Raw genomic sequence first — 17,023 nt, forward strand, 5'->3', positions numbered from 1 at the left:
CCGCACTGTCGAACGTCGACAGGTAACAGAAACTCTTATTTCGGGGGTAGTTAGGTCAAATATCCCCGAGTGGATTCGAACCACTAACCTTCGGCTTCGGAGGCCGACACTCTATCCAGTTGAGCTACGGGGACGGATTGCATTTGGCCCCATAATAATAGCGTATTCGGCGATCTTTGGTAATGGCTTGGAGCGGCTGAGCTGTCGGCTCGGAGCCGACTCTCGGTCTACCAAATCGTCCCCAGATCACAGGTTTTAGACGATTTCGGCTGGTTATCGTAATACATTTGCACCGCATCTTGCTCGACATATCCGGAAGCGATTGGGGTCGAAGGGGTTTTCCCCGTTTGCGAGAAGCGGCGGTGGGTGATGCCTGCTCTTGGGACGCAGGTGTGCGGTTGACTGCGTATTCTCGAAAATATGCGTGCTCCTGGTACGGCCACGGGGTCTCTAATCCAAGTCAATTATCCGCCGCTTTCCTATATCTTGACCGGTTCCCAAGGTGGAATCAATCGTTCCAGAGCACCTAGAGGGTTGTGCCAAGTGAGTGCTTCTTCGGGGGTCGCAGAGTTTCAGTCGCTATCCAAAAACCTCGTTCATGAAGATTATCTTTGAATTTAGCGCTAGGCAGTTTCCCAGACCATGGCAGCCGCCCAAAAATCGTCATTTGTAGACTCCGCAGCAAGCGTCTGTAATTTCGAGACGGCTCTGCTTTCGAGTTGTCTGACTCGCTCCTTTGATACGCCTAACTTGTCGGCCAAGTATTGAAATGTTCGTACCTTGCGATGAGAACCTAGCGCATACCGACTGCGGATGATAAATCGTTCGCGACGGTCGAGTTGGTCAAGCAGGGTGGTCATCAACACACGGAGATTGCTCCAGACCTGTTCACTCATAGAAGAGCCCGATTGTGTCTTACCAGCTTCGAAAGCCCACTCTTCGGCATCCCTCGTGAAGGTAGCTTCTTCCATTTGTGCGAGACTCACTGTGCGATAGACGTGTCGCATGATGGAGCGATACGCGTAGGTACTGAAGCGAAATCCACGGTCGAAGTCAAACTTCTCCACGGCCTTCATCAGTGTGACAACACCCTCGCTAAGCAAATCGTCGAATGAATGTTGTGGGGTCACGAATTTCTTCACAATTGACATCACCAGACGCATGTTTGCCTTGATGAGGTGATCGCGAATCTGCTGAGACTGAGCTAAGAGCGATTCGAGCTTATCCAGAACGGTCGCTTCGACTTGTTCCGGATCGATGCGGCAGAGTAGCAAGTGGGCGCGATATTTCAAGAGATTCATCTCACGAAACAGGGCTCGCTCTTGATCAGGAGTGAGCAAATCGCAATTACACATCCGCCTAAGGTGGGCTGGTAAGTCGACACCTACTTGACTGGGGCCACTATCTGTATCCAGCGCAGATGTCACTAGTTCATCACAAAACGTATCCTCAGCATGAAATTCACGGTTGGGAATAAAATCGATTTCTAACCGCAAAAGATCAATCGCGCGAAGCCGATCAGATTCGCGGTGGTCCCGCTGCCTAGGAATGGGTGATTTTTGCTTTGCGATGACGGTCAGAGCGGCCATGAATCAACTCCGTAGATAAAATCGTTCAAAACGGTCATTGAGTTATATCGCTTGCGATCAGCGGAGGCAATACATAAATCGTTCAAATCGTTCAGGAAAGGGAGATCCGGCGCAAACTCTTTGGTGGTAGGAAGTTACGCAATTTATCTGTTAAAAAACGACATGATTCTAAGATTGTTGTACTTGGGATCGATACTAATCCCTGATAAAATTCATTCTTAACGTTCATTCTTGCCTGTTTCTTGAGAGAACTACTCACTTCAATAAAGGTTGCCAGAGTCTTCGACGTCCTCAAGTCTTCAGTCAAGCGTTGGTGCGACAAAGGAGTCATTTCGTCGCAATAGACGGCTGGAGGGGAGGGCACCGGCCAATCACGTTGTCGAGGATGATCGAGTATCTGCGAGACGGCAAATACCGGCTTGCTCCCCTAGAAGCAATGGGGCTGCCGCCAATTAGTGGACAGACCATAAGAGATGTTGAGCTGTCCCGTCACCTATTGTTTGCCGCAGTGCTAAACGGTGACAAACCTTGCTGTTGCCGGATTGCGATCGATCTAGACTTGGCCGAGCACTGCAATAGAGAAACTTGCGACGAGGTTTTTGCAGCTGTCTTTCGTGAGTTAAATGGGTTGTCTCAGAAGTCGCTGACTTCAATTAACGATTGAAATTTATCGCCCTAGGGTTGTCAGCTGGCCTTTCGCTTCTTTAATACCAGAGAAGTTTTGATCAGTCTTGGCCAAGCGTCGAAACTCGCTGAATTATCGTGACTTCAGTCCACTAACTACCTTTCCCTGAATAGGAAAAAAGAAAATGGGTAAGTATTCAAGAACAAGCGTTTTGTGCGTTGGCTTGGCCTTCGCGTTCGCCGCAACCAGTGCCCGTGCTGTTACAACCGACGCCGCCACGCAAGATATTGTCGACACGGCGGTCGGAGCTGGCTCTTTCAAAACGCTAGCCGCAGCCTTGCAGGCTGCTGACCTAGTCGGGGCGTTAAAAGGCAAAGGACCTTACACAGTCTTCGCACCGACCGATGAAGCATTTGCCAAGTTGCCCAAAGGCACGGTGGAATCACTGCTGAAACCAGAGAATAAGCAACAACTGATCGACGTGCTGACTTATCACGTCGTCAAAGGCAAAGTAGGTGCGTCCGACGTGGTGAAGCTCAGCGGAGCCCAAACTCTTAATGGCCAACAAGTCGATATTCTGGTAGCTGACGGAAAAGTTAGCGTTGACAATGCTACAGTCCTGAAGACCGACATTGATTGTACAAACGGCGTTATTCACGTCATCGATCAGGTTATTTTACCTGCAGTCGACAATATTCCGGCAACGGCCGCCAAAGCAGGCAGCTTCAAAACTTTGCTGGCCGCAGCCGAAGCGGCAGACCTAGTGGAAGTTCTGTCCGGCAAGGGCCCATTTACAGTATTCGCCCCGACTGACGAAGCATTCGCCAAACTTCCAGCCGGGACCATTGAGACCTTACTCAATCCAGAAAACAAAGCCAAGTTAGCCTCTATACTCAAGTATCACGTAGTAGCTGGACGCGTATACTCAACAGATGCACTAGCCGCTGGAGAGGCTAAGACACTACAAGGTCAGTCTGTTAGTATTGCTGTCCAAAGTGGAGCGGCAATGGTCAACAATGCTAAGCTCTTAGCTACTGATTTAGATGCCAGTAACGGCGTGATCCACGTGATCGACACGGTCCTCATGCCTTCAGATACTAAGCAAGCTGCCTTAATGCCGCATCAAATGATTGAGACTGCCATTCGAGAAGGAGCTCCGCTGTTTAATGCTGGCCATGCAGACGAGTGTGCCAAGGTCTATATGACCACCGCTAAGAGTCTGTTATCGATGGAAGATCATGGCATGAGCACTTCGGTGTCTCGCACTCTGCAAACAGCTGTAAACAAAGCAGAGCATTGCAGTTGCAGCAACACCCAGGCTTGGACCTTACGGCACGCCCTAGACTCCGCCTACAATAGCATGCAGGCATCGACTCGCTAATTTGCACTACTGATTTAGCCAGAGAAGCCGCTTTCTTGGTCGCATTTCGATCGGGAATCGGCTTCTGGCTTTTTCCGTTCCGATGTTTTAGGCAAGCACTTAGAAGTTCGAAAGAGTCCTAATCTAACTCATGGTTGCAGACTTTGACACGATCGTTATCGGTGGCGGACTTGCCGGACTGACTTGCGCCCAAAGTGCCATCAATAGCGGCTTATCTTGTCAATTGTTAGAAGCAAGCGACGATGTAGGCGGGCGAGTGAGGACCGATAAAGTCGATGGATATTTGCTAGACCGAGGGTTTCAAGTTTTCCTGACTGCCTATCCCGCCGCTCAATCAGTGCTCGACTTTGATGAACTGCAATTGTGCAGATTTGAAGCCGGTGCTCTGGTACGATTTAGTAATCGATTCCACCGTTTCGCTGATCCTTGGCGAGAACCCAAGCACTTGCTTGCGACCGCGATGTCGCCCGTGGCAACATTTGCCGACAAGCTGCGTGTTGCAAAATTCCGCATTGATACCACTCGTGATGAACTGCAAGACATCTACGTCCGATCAGAACAATCGACTATCGATTTGCTGCGTAGCCGAGGTTTCTCAGACAAGATCGTTGAGCGGTTTTTCCGACCTTTTTTGGGCGGAGTAATGCTCGATCGCAATCTGGAGACATCCAGCCGGATGTGCGAATTCGTATTTAGGATGTTCTCGCTTGGTGACACGACCCTACCTGCTCAAGGCATGGGCGAGATACCGCGGCAATTGGCGAATCGTCTGCCAAGCGAGGTAATCCAGCTCAACAGCCCAGTCAATTCGATCGGAGGTAAATCCGTCATCCTTGCCTCGGGCGAACAGCTGACTGCACGCAGCATTGTCGTCGCTACTGGGGCGCCCGCTGCTCGCAAGCTACTTGGCGATCCTAGCCCAGCAGTCGGCCGTCAGGTAACTAACCTTTACTTCGCCGCTGATGAGCCACCGATCCATGATCCCGTTTTGGTACTCAACGGCACGGGTGACGGACCGATTAACAATCTTTGTGTCCCCAGTCAGGTAGCGCAGACTTACGCACCGACGGGAAAATCGCTAGTTTCTGTCACGGTGCTCGAAGAGCATGAAGATCAAGACCATTTGCTAAGGCTAGTAAAACGTCAGCTCGCAACTTGGTTCGGCTCCCAAGTAAGCTCCTGGTGTCACATACGGAATTACGTAATTCCGTATGCGCTGCCGAGACAATTCCCAACGGATCTCGAGCCAGTCGCCAAGCCTAGTCGTGTTGGAGAGCACGTATTTGTTTGCGGCGATCACTGCGATACTGCCTCGATTAACGGTGCCATGGCGTCCGGGCTTCGAGCTGCAGAAGGCGTCGTGGCTCTGTTGAGAGAGCGATAATCGATGGCCAAGAAGCTGCACGCAAAAAAATGTCGCCATCTGGTTCTCGTGTTGGGGGATCAGCTCAATGCTGCCTCTAGTGCGTTCGATGATTTTGATCGCGAACACGACTTAGTATGGATGGCGGAAGTCGCCGAGGAGGCGACGCATGTGTGGACGCATAAAGCGCGGATTGTCATGTTTTTGGCGAGCATGCGTCACTTTCGAGATCAACTTCTGAAGAAGCATTTTCAGGTCGACTACCGTGAACTAGAAGACAGCAGCAATCAGGGTACTCTAGCTCGTGAACTGGCTGCGGCAGTTAAGCGTGTAAGACCCAAGCGGCTAATCTTGGTCGAGCCAGGCGAATGGCGCGTGCGAAACGACCTCGTTCAAGCTGCCCGAAAGATGAACATCGAGCTTGAGTTACGCCCCGACAATCATTTCCTCAGCACGCCAGAAGAATTTGCCCAACACGCCCAGGGACGCAAGCAATTACGACTCGAGTATTTCTATCGCGAACTGCGCCGCAAGCATGATATACTCATGGACGGCAATACACCGGAGGGCGGCAAATGGAATTACGACGCAGAGAACCGCGCCTCGTTCGGCAAGGCGGGCCCCAAGAAGCTACCCAAAACGAAGCATTTTCGCCCCGATGCCACCACCACAGCGGTCATGGAATTAGTCGAACGCGAATTTCCAGACCATCCCGGTGATCTGGAGCACTTCGATTGGCCAGTCACCCCGAAGCAAGCTCGCCAAGCGCTCGACGACTTTGTGGAACATCGCTTGGCTGACTTCGGTCAATACCAAGATGCTATGTGGAGTGACGAACCCTACCTTTATCACTCCCGGCTATCTGCATCACTCAATCTCAAATTGATCAGCCCACGCGAAGTGATTGATGAGGCTGTCATCGCCTATCGAAGCGGCAAAGCGCCGCTCAACAGCGTCGAAGGCTTTGTGCGGCAGATCCTCGGCTGGCGTGAGTACGTACGAGGTATCTATTGGCTGTTCATGCCAGAGTATCTTGATCGCAACGAGCTGAACGCCTCACAGCCAATGCCTGCTTTTTACTGGTCCGGCGAGACCGACATGCACTGCCTGAGTCAGACGATTAGCCAGACGCTAGACTTCGGTTATGCTCATCACATCCAGCGATTGATGGTGACTGGCTTATTCGCTCTTTTGCTCGGCGTTACTCCCAAGCAGGTACACGAATGGTATCTGGCAGTTTATGTTGACGCCGTAGAGTGGGTGGAACTGCCGAACTCTCTGGGGATGTCGCAGTTTGCCGATGGCGGCGTCATGGCTAGCAAGCCGTATGTGGCTACCGGAAAATACATTCAGCGGATGAGCAATTACTGTCAAAGTTGCCAGTTCAATCCGGCAGAAGCGACTGGTGAAACCGCCTGCCCGTTCACCACGCTGTACTGGGAATTTTTGTCGCGGCACAAGAAACGACTGCAAGGTAACAACCGCATGTCGATGCAACTCAAGAATCTTGAGCGAAAGCCAAAGGCGGAGCTAAATGCGATCCGTAAACGGGCTCAGGCGCTAAGGAATACTTTCGGTGCAGATCGCAAGTGAGTTATCAAAACGACTGATCGAAGACACGACCGGTAATTCTAATGATACAGTGTTGTACGCAATCCAAGCCGTCGCTTTTTAGCTAAACAGAGCCAAATGGAACAAAAGACTGGCGACCGTCGACGGTTCCGAAGGTTGGATCCTTAATCCAACCTACGCCCGCAATTCCGTCTAGCGTAGTTGGCATTTGGGGCAAGAAAAAACTTTTCGAGCACCCAGCACCCAGCTCTCGATTTCGGCATCACAGCGACTGCAAGCGGCTCGTTTGTAAACCAGTAGTCTTTCCTCGCGATTCATCCGGCTGCGCGGTTTGCCGATATCTTTCGGCTCGGCGATGATGATGCGATTGTACTTTACTCCGATTTTCAGCAGTGTTGTCAGCTTGGACCAGAGCGATTCGACTTGCTCACGAGACAACGCCAGGCCAGGTGTTTCTGGATGAATGCCGAGCAAGTGCAAGACTTCGCTGCGGTAAATATTCCCGACTCCCGCGATGACAGACTGATTGAGTAACAAGCTACCAATGGCCGCGCGGCTGCGACTAATTCTCATCCAAACCCGCTCTAGATCAGCTTCCTCTCGCAAGGGATCTGGCCCTAAGCGATCCTGAATTGCTATCCATTCCTGACTCGTAATAGTCTGGCAGGTGTAAGGGCCATTGAGGTCAAATGCTCTTTCTTTTCCGATCACTCGCAGACGCACTTGCCCGCGAGGTTCTGGGGTTGGCAAGCCGTGGAGGCGGAACTTTCCATAGAGACCCAAGTGGACGTGCAATAGTCTTCCGCCGGACCAGTGATAACAAAGATGCTTGCCGTGCGCTTCGACCGATTTGAGCGTTTTGCCGTCGAGAAGTTGGGCACCTTCCTCAAAGCGACCTTGCGGAGAGGATACCTTCAATCGCTGCCCTGCGAACAGTTTTGAGTGGTCGAGTGCAAGACGATGCACAGTATGGCCTTCTGGCATCCTTGCGGCCTTTCTCTATTCGATGTTGGTTTTGTCAGTCGCACCTTGAAAATAGCGAAGAGGTGCTAACAAGTTGTCGCGCCAGGGAACGGATGTTTTCGTTACCTGCCAGAGTAAGACCGTCGAGTCGTCAATGGCGAGATTGTCTGGATGTTCTTGCTTGAGCTCTTCCGTCAACGCGGCAACCAGCTCTCCTGGTCGCCTCGGATCGAGATGCCGAACACGTTCCTCCAGACCTTGCATACCGATGATTCTTCCGTCTTTGCTAAAGCATTCGGTAAGTGCATTACTAAAGCTGAGAAGCATATCTCCAACATCGAGTTGCGTTTCAAAACATTGGTATTCCTCAAAGTCGCTGACCATAAACGACTTGTGGATTTCGGTCGTGTTCTGCGGAACTTGCTTCAAGACTGACCACTCTTGATGCGCGGCGCGGTACAAAAGTGGCGGGGGATTGCCGGTATTGCATAAAACAAGTTTGCGAGTTGGCGCAAAATAAGTGCCGATCAGCGCTGTCGCGATACAACCGTGCCTGGAACTCTCTACCAAGCGCCGACTGATTTCACGCACGACTCGCGTCTGCCGAATGGTGTTGATGTTTCGTTTCATCAACTCCCGGATTTCCTCCGCTAACTCGGCGAAATGGGAGCCCTGGCTACAGACGTCCGCCACCATCATTCGCGTGATACGCCCTGAAGAGCATGAAGACAGCAGATAGAGATCACTACCGCCAGCAGCGGATGAACTGACAGCCTGGCTATGAATCCAAACATCCAAGCCAGGCCGAACGAAATGGTTCTTTCGGCTGCCATTGCCGCCCCACACCTCCATGCACTCTAGGCTTGATTCGTTTTCGTTAGTTAAGGTCACAGTAGTCATATCAGATCTCTATTTCAAAGTAGAATTAAGAAAGAACTGTTACTTAGACAGCGACTCAGTATCGGCAGTTTTGGAATTAGCAAAATAACGACTATCGGTCACCCAATCTTCTCGCGTATAGCTTACAACAGAGGTATCGGTTTCGCGTACTTCTAAACAGCTTAAGCGAAATCCCATGTCGGTAATTTCGGTGAAAAGTTGATGGGCCAAATTTTCGACCGTCGTCGGTTGAGAAAACCGCTTCAGCTTGAGTTTTTCGCCCGTTCGCAGCACGTGGTTCATGAGCGTCTCATAAAGCGTATCGTTGATATTGACCATCATGCCGTGGTCATATTCTGATTTAAGAAACGGCTCGATCTTGCGATCGAAGTCACCGAAAAGGGTTGATAGCGAACCTGTACGTTCTACTTCGAAAAAACAGGTGATTCCATAGCGATGTCCGTGAAGGTTGCGGCACTTATCTTCGAGTTCTTCGTTGCGATGAGCGGCGTAAAACTTGTACTGCTTTTGAATAATCATGGTTGAATGCTTTTGGTGGTGGGGATTTAACCGCGGGATCGCGTGTCAATCATTGACAGAAACTCATTGCGGCTCGAGAGGCTCGTTTTTAGCGTTCCTCGAAACGCGCTCGTGATGGTCGAGCTGCCGAGCTTTTTAATGCCGCGAATGGACATACACGAGTGTTCCGCTTGAATAATGACTCCCACGCCGGTAGTTTGCAGCTCAGTTTCAATCAACTCGGCAATCTTGTGGGTCATCCGTTCCTGCACTTGCGGACGGCGAGCTATTTCTTCGACCACGCGGGCCAGCTTGCTCAAACCGGTGACGTGACCTTGAGGGATGTAACCGACGTGGGCTACTCCAGTAAATGGCAACAGGTGATGTTCACACATGCTAGTGAACGGGATATCCCGAACCATAACGAGTTCGTCATATTCCTCTGCGAACGAAACTTGCAGATGGCGAGCGGGGTCAAGGTGCAAGCCCTCAAATATTTCCGCATACATCTTGGCAACGCGACGAGGGGTTTCCTTCAAACCGTCACGGTCCGGATCTTCACCAACCGCCTTCAAGATAGTCCGCACGGCAGCTTTAATTGACTCCAGATCGACTTCGCCCGGTTGGGCACTTGGGGATTGCTGATTTACCTTGTCTTCTTCGGATTGCAGCACGGGCAAGCTGGCAGGTCTTTGTGAGTGCCAAGGGGAGGAAGCAGACAGTTCCAAAACAGTATGCATGGTGATTTGACTCGCTAGCAGTGAGAGATTGGTAGCAGATATTCAGACTCTAGGCGGTATGTCGGTGATGACAACTTAGAATTCTGTATTTTCTAGCGAAAAAACTTTCCAACTTGATATCTGCTGAGGAGATTCTCGTGGAAAAAGCTGCGAAGTCTCGTACCGGACATGGAATGATAGGTTTTATGAGCTTGTCATGTTGAGCCCCAGCGATCATCAACGGTCACTGTTTCACTCCGCGGAAGTTCCAGCGTTTGCCATGATTGGATCGCAATTCTGGAGGCCAAAGATCTCGACGTCGACTCCGGAATAGTAGTGAGCGAATGTGGGTAGCCGGCTGCAATCCGTAAACCCAGCTGCCGACAACATTCCATCATCAGGGCTTGCCAAGCGTCTAATGTGATAGGATAAAGGCAAGTGATAAGTTCAGTCACGTCTATGGAAAGCAAGCAAAGTGTCGATGGCGAAGAAAACTATGGCTTTGTGGCTGGCGGCATCGCTATGTGTAATCTTGGTCGGCATTCGATTGGCGAACTCCTATACGCATCCATTGCATACGCTTGGGATGGTCAACGGTCGCCTTGCAGAGTGCCCCAACTACCCGAACTGTGTTTCCACGCAGGACAAAAATTCCGAACATTGTATGGATCCAATACCTTACACTCTCTCGGCCAAGGAGACCCAACGCCAGCTGGAATCAATCATTCAAGCGATGCCGCGGAGCCAAATAGTCTCTTCTCAAACCGGTTACGTCCACGCCGAATTCAGCAGCCTGCTGCTTGGATTCGTGGATGACGTCGAACTGGCAATCGACGCAAAGGAAAACCTTATTCACTTTCGCTCGGCTGCACGCTTAGGGCGTTCTGATTTTGGGGTCAATCGAAGGCGGATGGAACAAATCCGACAGCAATTTCAGCAGCATTAGTTGAATCTAAGCTTTTAATTGATGGTTGAACTTGGCATCTTTTCGATGTACCGCGTCGTAGCACTTAAAGTTTGGGAAGATTCATGTGCGAGGTCGGCAAGGGTCAATGCGATCGAGCCAATAATCGGTAGAAAGTTTAGGCTATTCTGGTGTGATCAGAGGTACGGCGCAGGAAACGAAGCGGGGCTAAGAGGTTGTTCTTCATCGACGGTCCACCGCCCGTTGCTTGACCTAGTAGAAATGTCGCATCATCTTGGCGGAGGTTGCTGTCTCGTAACCCTCTGATTCTCTCGACTAGTGCGGGAATGATTTTCTCAGAGTCCTCCGTTCCCAGTTCACGTACTAGCCGCAGGACACCTGCTACTCCAAGTTGCCGGCCGTCTCCGTCTTCCGACTCCGTAACGGCATCGCTGAAGCTGAGCACCATATCACCGGCTTCAAGTCTCACATCGAGTTGGCCATAAGACGCTTCATCAACGACTCCCAGTGGTGTGTCAGATATCGGCCTCGAACTGCTAGCTTCATTCTTGAGCTCTGTCCATTGGGACGTCCCCCGACGAAAAACAAGCGGAACAGGGTGCCCAGCATTGCATAGAGAGTAGGTCATCGTTGTCGCAAAAAAAGTACTTACTAGGGCTGTGGCAAACCCTCCTTGCTCACCGAGATCAGCAAACTGCCGATTCATTGCTCGCACGAAGCGAGTTTGCTTGATGTAATTGACGTTGCGTCGCATCAAGTCACGCAATCCAACCGCCGTCTGCGATACTAACTCTCCATGTCCACTGACATCCGCCAACAACATTCGTGTAATGCGTCCGGACGCACACGAGGAGAGGTAATAGACGTCTCCCCCTCCAGGTGCCTGACCGTAGGGCTGACTATCGACATAGATCTTTAGCCCCGGAGTTATAAAACTGCGCTGCACAGCCTGATTGCCACCCCATACCTCCATGCATTCCATGCGCTCTGGGTCAGTTTTTTCCATTGGTTGATACCGTCTCTGCTGAGAATCTATGAAAGTAATTAGCAAAATCGCAACTCAGCGAGTGTCATTCCTCAGAGTGATCCGTTGCAATCAAAGCACAGAAAGCAGCGGCAATGGTAGCTCCGAATACCGATAAGCCAAACACAAATATGCCAATGTTATGCATGAGATTTTCCGCTCAACACGAGGGCTCCAAAGCTGAGGATTGAAGGAACCCATATTCCGACGAACAGGCCCTCTTCTCTACTCCCTGTAAACCAGAGGTAGACAGAAAAGAGGAACGACGCAGCGGCGGCGATAACAAAACCGATTTTTGCCATATTAATTCTTCTCATCGTTTTCCCTATCATTTTAAAATTTGGTTACTATTGTCTCGGTCCAAGTCGTATCCAGGACCCTATCAAACGCTGACTGTTGGGAAGTGCATTCGCGATTCAGGGTTCATCTGGCTTCATGACGGTGTCGACCGAACACTCTGAAACAGGTAATGGGTCACAAACCACTCATTCCCACTCCGGTAGCGAAGCAGTTCTACGCAGGCCATGAAAAACATTCTCCAACGTTGCGAATGTTTCTTCGCCTCATGCGTGCCAAGATCTTGGCGCAAACCCCTCAGGATCGCCTCTCGGTTTTGATCGAGATTTTTCAACCAGGCTTCGCAGGTATGCCAATAATGCAGACCATTCACTTTTCATTTGCAACTACTCCCAGCATCGAGTTATGGCAATTGAATTTGTAGTCCGGAGCCGAAATGCAAACGAATCAAAGGTGCACGATCTTGCAGATTTAAGCCGTCTGTTACTTGCAGATGGCAAGTGCCATGGCCTGTGGCTGAGAACCCAAGTCGGTTTCAGCTTCCCACGCTCGTGCAGTTGGTGCCAACTCGTCGCGTAGTATTAACACCTGCTCAGGTGCTTCTATGCCAACACTGACGGAGTTTCCCTTGATCCGCAAGATGGTAACGCGGATATCGTTACCAATCTGAATGGTCTGCTCTTCTTTCCTGCCGAGAACTAACATCGCTCATCCTTTCAAGAACGCATTGCAAAGTGTCAACTTTTCTGACTATGGAACACTAGTTGGACAATCAGCTTTGCCAAGCAGCAACACCGTCTTTTTTTTACTTGTTTGCCCGTTGAATGCAGGCACCGCCAGCAATTGCCTTCGTGAGAAGCTACTAGGAACTTTGAAATACTGCTTCTGTAGGGTAGCGATTCATGTTCCTCCGCTGAAAAAGCACCCGCTCAGAGTACGCCTGCGTGCAATTAGTGACTGTATTCGATCGCTTTTACGCCAAGAAAGTGGACTCTCACTAGCGCATCAAACCAAAAAATGAAGAAAACAGATATCAGTGCGTTGTCATTTCGCACGACGCTCCTAGAGTCTTAGAGATGCAGTTTATCTCGAATAATAAGGAAACTCAGCGTGGCCGATAACAAAGAACAGGTAATTTCATTGCTCTCCACAGCCTATAGTATGGAGATCGAAACGGTGCTCAACTATCTTGCCAACAGCGTCAATCTCGATGGTGTGCGGGCAGAAGAGATTAAGAAATCGTTAGCGGCTGACATCACGGAAGAAATCATGCATGCCCAGCAGTTGGGACGGCGAATCAAGCAACTCGGCGGCCTGGTCCCCGGTGCTGCGGCCCTCACGCTCGGTAATCAGATCCAGCCCAACGATAAAACAACCGACGTGGTCGGTGTGATTAAAGCGGTCATTGATGCCGAGGAGCAAGCTTGCGCGCACTACAACAAAGTCATCAAAGCGACCGACGGGGAGGATTATGTTAGCCAAGACCTATGCATCCGATTGCTCGCAGACGAAGAGGAGCACCTTATTCTGTTTCGCGGATTCTTGAAAGAGTACGAGTCTGCTTGATCACAAATCGCTTGATTGCTCTATATGACGAAACTGCCAATTAGACCGCCCCGTGAATCGATGCCATCATTGGCGGTGATTGGCGCCGGGATTTCTGGTCTGATCTGTGCCCGGACTTTGCAAGATTATGGTTTGTCGGTCACAGTGTTCGAAAAAAGCCGTGGAGTTGGCGGTCGCATGTCGACGCGGCGGACGGACGAAGCGCTACACTTTGACCACGGCGCCCAATACTTCACCGCCCGTGACGCTCGATTTCGCGGCTACGTGAATGCGTGGCAACATGACGGTGTTGTCGCTGCTTGGCTCGGGAGGATTATGGTCCTTCAAAACGGAGTTGTGATAGATCAAAAAGAGGGTACCGATCGCTTCGTCGCTGTGCCGGGGATGAATGCCATCTGTCAGCACATGGCGACCGACTTACAAATCGAGTATCAAACCAAAGTAGCGCCGCCTCGTCGTCTACGCGGCCGGTGGTTGCTAGCCAGCGAGGATGGGACCGATTGGGGCGCCTACGATATGGTAATCATCTCTGCCCCAGCACCTCAGACGGCGCAGCTGCTCAGGAATGTTCCCGAGCTGGCCGGACAAGCGGATCGCGTGGAGATGAGTGGTTGCTGGGCGGTGATGCTCGCTTTGGAAGAATCCTTGGCTCTTCCGTTCGATGCCGCATTTATTCACCAGTCGCCTCTTTCCTGGATCGCCCGGAACAACAGCAAACCGAATCGCTCTCCCGAACCAGAGACATGGATAATGCACGCTAGTCCCGAGTGGTCAGAGACCAACTTGGAACGATCAGCAGAACAGGTAGAGGCTGATCTGTTGGCTGAATTCTGGCGATCCATTGGCACCCAGCCTCAGGCAATCAAGTATATCAAAGCACATCGTTGGCGATTCGCTCTACCGACCTCGCCACTGGAGTCGCGATGTTTATTTGATACCAGCTTGCTAATCGGAGCCTGCGGCGACTGGTGTGGCGGACCTCGAGTCGAAGGTGCCTTTTTGAGCGGTGCAGCCGCGGCCAGTCGCGTGTTGAATTTGCTGCGTCCAACACGGGTTGATGATAGTAGCGCAACTTAAAATCAGTGGCAATTGCTTTAGAGGCCCCGATTCGGCTGGCTTCGAAGCGTGGCAAAATGATACGGGAGAAACCGATGCGATTCAGTGAGGAGGAAATCAACTCAGCTCGCCGATTACGCGAAGCTGGACTCGCCTGGGAGCCGCGTGCAGGCCACTATGTTTACGACCAAACGGGGTTCTGCAAGCAGACGTCTCCGTTTCAAGAAAAGGTCTACTTTATCCTCAACTACGATTACTTCATGAAATCGGTTGGCGGTGTTGACCGTTTCAAGCAGATCATGCTTTGGCTGCCAACTTGGTACGATGCCCGTCAATTACTCGAAACTCTGGGAGTCCCAGCCGAGCAGATCGTCGACAAGCTGCAACAACAACGAGCCATCGAACAAGGTAGGGAACGTTTCGTGCTTTATGAATGGATTGAATCTTCGCTAGTGACGTAATCACCGCTGAGCTATTGAAATGTCTTCGGAGGTCGACACTCTATCAAGCTGAGCTACGAGGACGTGTCTGCGATTGGGCCTACCATACTCGCGTATTTGGCGTCTCTTGATAATGCCTTGGGTGAATTGAGGCAGTCGCTCAAAACGCACAATTCTCATATACTTGAATCCTGACGATTTCGACAAGGTTCTTGTTTTAGCATCGGAGCTATCTCATGAGATTTTGGCAGGTGTTTGTCGTACTAATAGTTCTCTCTCTAAGTTCGGCAGCAGTCCTTGGCCAGCAGCCCTCATTCCGCATGCCCGAGTATGCCGAGGGAGATATTCCCCCTCTTCGCTCTCAGGCGGAGGTCGAGCGGCTGTTGGCTGGCGCGAACCCTTTGGCGGAAGACAAACCATTGCGAGTGGTTCTGGTGGCCGGCCCCAAAGACCACGACATCGGCGAGCACGACTACCCGAATTGGCAGAAGGTTTGGTCTCGCTTGTTGGCCAGCGACGAGCAGACCGAGGTCGATACTGCCTGGGAGTTTCCCGACGAACGGCAGATCGAAGCGGCGGACGTGCTGGTTTTTTACCAACGAGGACGTTGGAACGACGAACGAGCCGCAGCAATTGACCCCTTTCTGGCGCGCGGGGGTGGCGCCGTCTACATCCATTGGGCCGTGGATGGACAGGGGGGAGAGAAGGAGATGGCCAAACGGATCGGGTTGGCCTCGCTGGGTGGTTCAATCGGCTACCGCCACGGTCCTTTGCATGTCGACTTCAGCCATAACCCACAACATCCGATCGCGCGGAATCTCACCCAGGTTGATTGGGTTGATGAAAGTTATTGGCGTCTCCGTGGGGATCCTTCACGAATCTCTCTCCTGGGGACAGGCGTAGAAGAGGGCGAGCCCCGTCCCTTATATTGGACCGTTGAGAACGGCCGCGGGCGCGTGTTCGTTTCGATCCCGGGGCACTACATGTGGACCTTCGACGATCCAATTTTCCGGGCAATTCTCCTCCGTGGCATCGCCTGGGCAGGGCACCGCAGTGTTGACCGATTCAACAAACTCGTCACCCTCGACGCGCGGGTTGATTGAGTCCTCTTCCGATAGAGAGTTGAGAGTTGGTAGAAACAGGTTCAATATTCATCACTCCCTCTCACCCCGGCGGCCACTGGAGCGACCGACCTCCCAGAATGTGAAAATGCAAGTGGTCGACGGTTTGGCCGCCATCTTCGCCGCAATTCACAACCACGCGGTAACCACCCTCCGCGATTCCTTCCTGACGGGCCACGTCGCGGATGACCAGCCACAGATGGCCCAGCAAGGCCGCGTTTTCCGCGGCGAGCTTGTCGAGAGACGGAATCGGCTCGCGAGGGATCACCAACACATGCGTCGGAGCCTGTGGATTTACATCGCGGAAGGCGACACATTGATTGTCCTCGTAGACGATCTCTGCAGGAATCTCCTTGTCGGCGATTTTTTTAAAAAGCGTTTTTTCCATACTTACCTAACTTAGCTGCGTGACGTCAATTGCTTCATCGTACAGCATCACTGGGATGCCTGAGACGATGGGATACAACAAGTCGCCGGCAGCCCGCAACATTCCTCCGTCGATTGGCTCTTTCACCGGTTGGCCGCTGATGTTCGTCAGCTTGCCAGTAAGAATCTGCTGATTTACTTTCTCGACCAAAGTCGCGTCTGCGAACGTAAGTGACGAACGATCCTGCGGACAGCGGAGGATTTCAAGCAATTGGGGATCAATCAAGGAAGTACCTCTTGCTTTGCAATGTGTAAGCTCAACGACTAGTTAAGAAATAGGCCGCAGACGAGCGCGAATTTAGCAGATGATCCCGGATTAAGTTTCTTCAGTTCAATATGTTCTGATCTGCGAAAATCCGCCCAATCAGCGTTCATCAGTGTTCCATTCTTAGTCCGTTTCCGGTGGAGTGCGTCCGAAAAGCGATTATTAGTGTCTTGGTTCATCGTGAACTGGAATATCCAGCGTGATCCGTTAGCGGGATAAAAGTTAGTTTTAGACGGCTACCGCCGCATTCTCATTGCGTTCACGCAGACCGGGGGCTCATTGCCGCCCCCTGG

General features: G+C 51.4%; 18 protein-coding genes and 1 tRNA gene. 9 read left to right on the forward strand and 10 right to left on the reverse strand.

The genetic code is table 11. The features are described 5' to 3' along the window. Positions 1 to 60: 60 nt before the first annotated feature. A tRNA-Arg gene (locus Pla144_RS06185) sits at positions 61 to 134 on the reverse strand. 489 nt (positions 135 to 623) lie between these two features. Further along, positions 624 to 1,589, reverse strand: a complete 966-nt coding sequence (locus Pla144_RS06190) for a sigma-70 family RNA polymerase sigma factor (protein ID WP_146448852.1) — start codon at positions 1,587 to 1,589, stop codon at positions 624 to 626. 809 nt (positions 1,590 to 2,398) lie between these two features. Between Pla144_RS06190 and Pla144_RS25650 the strand changes: the two genes are divergently transcribed. The 3 genes from Pla144_RS25650 to Pla144_RS06205 all read left to right on the forward strand — a co-directional run bounded on the left by Pla144_RS25650 (position 2,399) and on the right by Pla144_RS06205 (position 6,551). After that, positions 2,399 to 3,595 carry a fasciclin domain-containing protein gene (locus tag Pla144_RS25650; RefSeq protein WP_146448854.1) on the forward strand — a complete coding sequence of 399 codons (1,197 nt, stop codon included), beginning with the start codon at positions 2,399 to 2,401 and terminating at the stop codon, positions 3,593 to 3,595. Positions 3,596 to 3,725: 130 nt separating this feature from the next. Next, the gene (locus Pla144_RS06200; protein WP_146448856.1) at positions 3,726 to 4,979 is read left to right on the forward strand and encodes an NAD(P)/FAD-dependent oxidoreductase; all 1,254 of its coding nucleotides are present in this window, start codon (positions 3,726 to 3,728) and stop codon (positions 4,977 to 4,979) included. A 3-nt stretch (positions 4,980 to 4,982) separates the two neighbouring features. Beyond that, positions 4,983 to 6,551 carry a cryptochrome/photolyase family protein gene (locus Pla144_RS06205; RefSeq protein WP_146448858.1) on the forward strand — a complete coding sequence of 523 codons (1,569 nt, stop codon included), beginning with the start codon at positions 4,983 to 4,985 and terminating at the stop codon, positions 6,549 to 6,551. 171 nt (positions 6,552 to 6,722) lie between these two features. Here Pla144_RS06205 and Pla144_RS06210 read toward each other — a convergent pair whose 3' ends face one another. The 4 genes from Pla144_RS06210 to folE are packed head-to-tail and all read right to left on the reverse strand — an operon-like array spanning position 6,723 to position 9,631. Then, positions 6,723 to 7,514, reverse strand: a complete 792-nt coding sequence (locus Pla144_RS06210) for an Fpg/Nei family DNA glycosylase (RefSeq protein WP_146448860.1) — start codon at positions 7,512 to 7,514, stop codon at positions 6,723 to 6,725. Positions 7,515 to 7,529: 15 nt separating this feature from the next. Further along, positions 7,530 to 8,393, reverse strand: coding sequence for a PP2C family protein-serine/threonine phosphatase (locus Pla144_RS06215; RefSeq protein ID WP_146448863.1), 864 nt, complete (start codon positions 8,391 to 8,393; stop codon positions 7,530 to 7,532). A gap of 39 nt (positions 8,394 to 8,432) precedes the next feature. Further along, positions 8,433 to 8,912, reverse strand: coding sequence for a 6-pyruvoyl trahydropterin synthase family protein (locus Pla144_RS06220; protein ID WP_146448865.1), 480 nt, complete (start codon positions 8,910 to 8,912; stop codon positions 8,433 to 8,435). Between the two features lie 26 nt (positions 8,913 to 8,938). Beyond that, positions 8,939 to 9,631: a GTP cyclohydrolase I FolE gene (gene folE, locus Pla144_RS06225; RefSeq protein ID WP_146448867.1), complete on the reverse strand. Its 693-nt coding sequence runs from the start codon at positions 9,629 to 9,631 to the stop codon at positions 8,939 to 8,941. Between the two features lie 460 nt (positions 9,632 to 10,091). On the opposite strand from folE, the gene Pla144_RS06230 reads away from it, so the two are divergent. Further along, entirely contained in the window at positions 10,092 to 10,556 is a 465-nt protein-coding gene (locus tag Pla144_RS06230; protein WP_197530414.1) for a DUF1499 domain-containing protein, read from the forward strand. A gap of 136 nt (positions 10,557 to 10,692) precedes the next feature. Here the strand turns inward: Pla144_RS06230 and Pla144_RS06235 are convergent, their stop codons facing one another. Beyond that, a complete protein-coding gene (locus Pla144_RS06235) occupies positions 10,693 to 11,541 on the reverse strand; it encodes a PP2C family protein-serine/threonine phosphatase (protein ID WP_146448869.1) in 849 nt (282 codons plus the stop codon). 487 nt (positions 11,542 to 12,028) lie between these two features. On the opposite strand from Pla144_RS06235, the gene Pla144_RS25030 reads away from it, so the two are divergent. Then, entirely contained in the window at positions 12,029 to 12,280 is a 252-nt protein-coding gene (locus Pla144_RS25030; RefSeq protein ID WP_231936198.1) for a hypothetical protein, read from the forward strand. A 59-nt stretch (positions 12,281 to 12,339) separates the two neighbouring features. Here the strand turns inward: Pla144_RS25030 and Pla144_RS06240 are convergent, their stop codons facing one another. After that, positions 12,340 to 12,561 carry a carbon storage regulator gene (locus Pla144_RS06240; RefSeq protein WP_146448871.1) on the reverse strand — a complete coding sequence of 74 codons (222 nt, stop codon included), beginning with the start codon at positions 12,559 to 12,561 and terminating at the stop codon, positions 12,340 to 12,342. Between the two features lie 405 nt (positions 12,562 to 12,966). Between Pla144_RS06240 and Pla144_RS06245 the strand changes: the two genes are divergently transcribed. From Pla144_RS06245 to Pla144_RS06260, 4 genes are all read left to right on the forward strand, one after another. Next, entirely contained in the window at positions 12,967 to 13,422 is a 456-nt protein-coding gene (locus tag Pla144_RS06245) for a ferritin-like domain-containing protein (protein WP_197530415.1), read from the forward strand. A 24-nt stretch (positions 13,423 to 13,446) separates the two neighbouring features. Continuing rightward, on the forward strand, positions 13,447 to 14,499 hold the full coding sequence (locus Pla144_RS06250; RefSeq protein ID WP_146448873.1) for an NAD(P)/FAD-dependent oxidoreductase: 1,053 nt from the start codon (positions 13,447 to 13,449) through the stop codon (positions 14,497 to 14,499). 74 nt (positions 14,500 to 14,573) lie between these two features. Next, positions 14,574 to 14,939, forward strand: coding sequence for a hypothetical protein (locus Pla144_RS06255; protein WP_146448875.1), 366 nt, complete (start codon positions 14,574 to 14,576; stop codon positions 14,937 to 14,939). Between the two features lie 215 nt (positions 14,940 to 15,154). Next, the gene (locus Pla144_RS06260; RefSeq protein ID WP_146448877.1) at positions 15,155 to 16,021 is read left to right on the forward strand and encodes a ThuA domain-containing protein; all 867 of its coding nucleotides are present in this window, start codon (positions 15,155 to 15,157) and stop codon (positions 16,019 to 16,021) included. Positions 16,022 to 16,082: 61 nt separating this feature from the next. Here Pla144_RS06260 and Pla144_RS06265 read toward each other — a convergent pair whose 3' ends face one another. Together Pla144_RS06265 and Pla144_RS06270 are read right to left on the reverse strand one after the other, a co-directional pair. Continuing rightward, positions 16,083 to 16,427: a histidine triad nucleotide-binding protein gene (locus tag Pla144_RS06265; RefSeq protein ID WP_146448880.1), complete on the reverse strand. Its 345-nt coding sequence runs from the start codon at positions 16,425 to 16,427 to the stop codon at positions 16,083 to 16,085. A 6-nt stretch (positions 16,428 to 16,433) separates the two neighbouring features. Beyond that, a complete protein-coding gene (locus tag Pla144_RS06270; protein ID WP_146448882.1) occupies positions 16,434 to 16,691 on the reverse strand; it encodes a Trm112 family protein in 258 nt (85 codons plus the stop codon). Between the last annotated feature and the right edge of the window lie 332 nt (positions 16,692 to 17,023).

It is taken from the genome of Bythopirellula polymerisocia (genome assembly GCF_007860015.1).
In the GTDB taxonomy this organism is placed as follows: domain Bacteria; phylum Planctomycetota; class Planctomycetia; order Pirellulales; family Lacipirellulaceae; genus Bythopirellula; species Bythopirellula polymerisocia.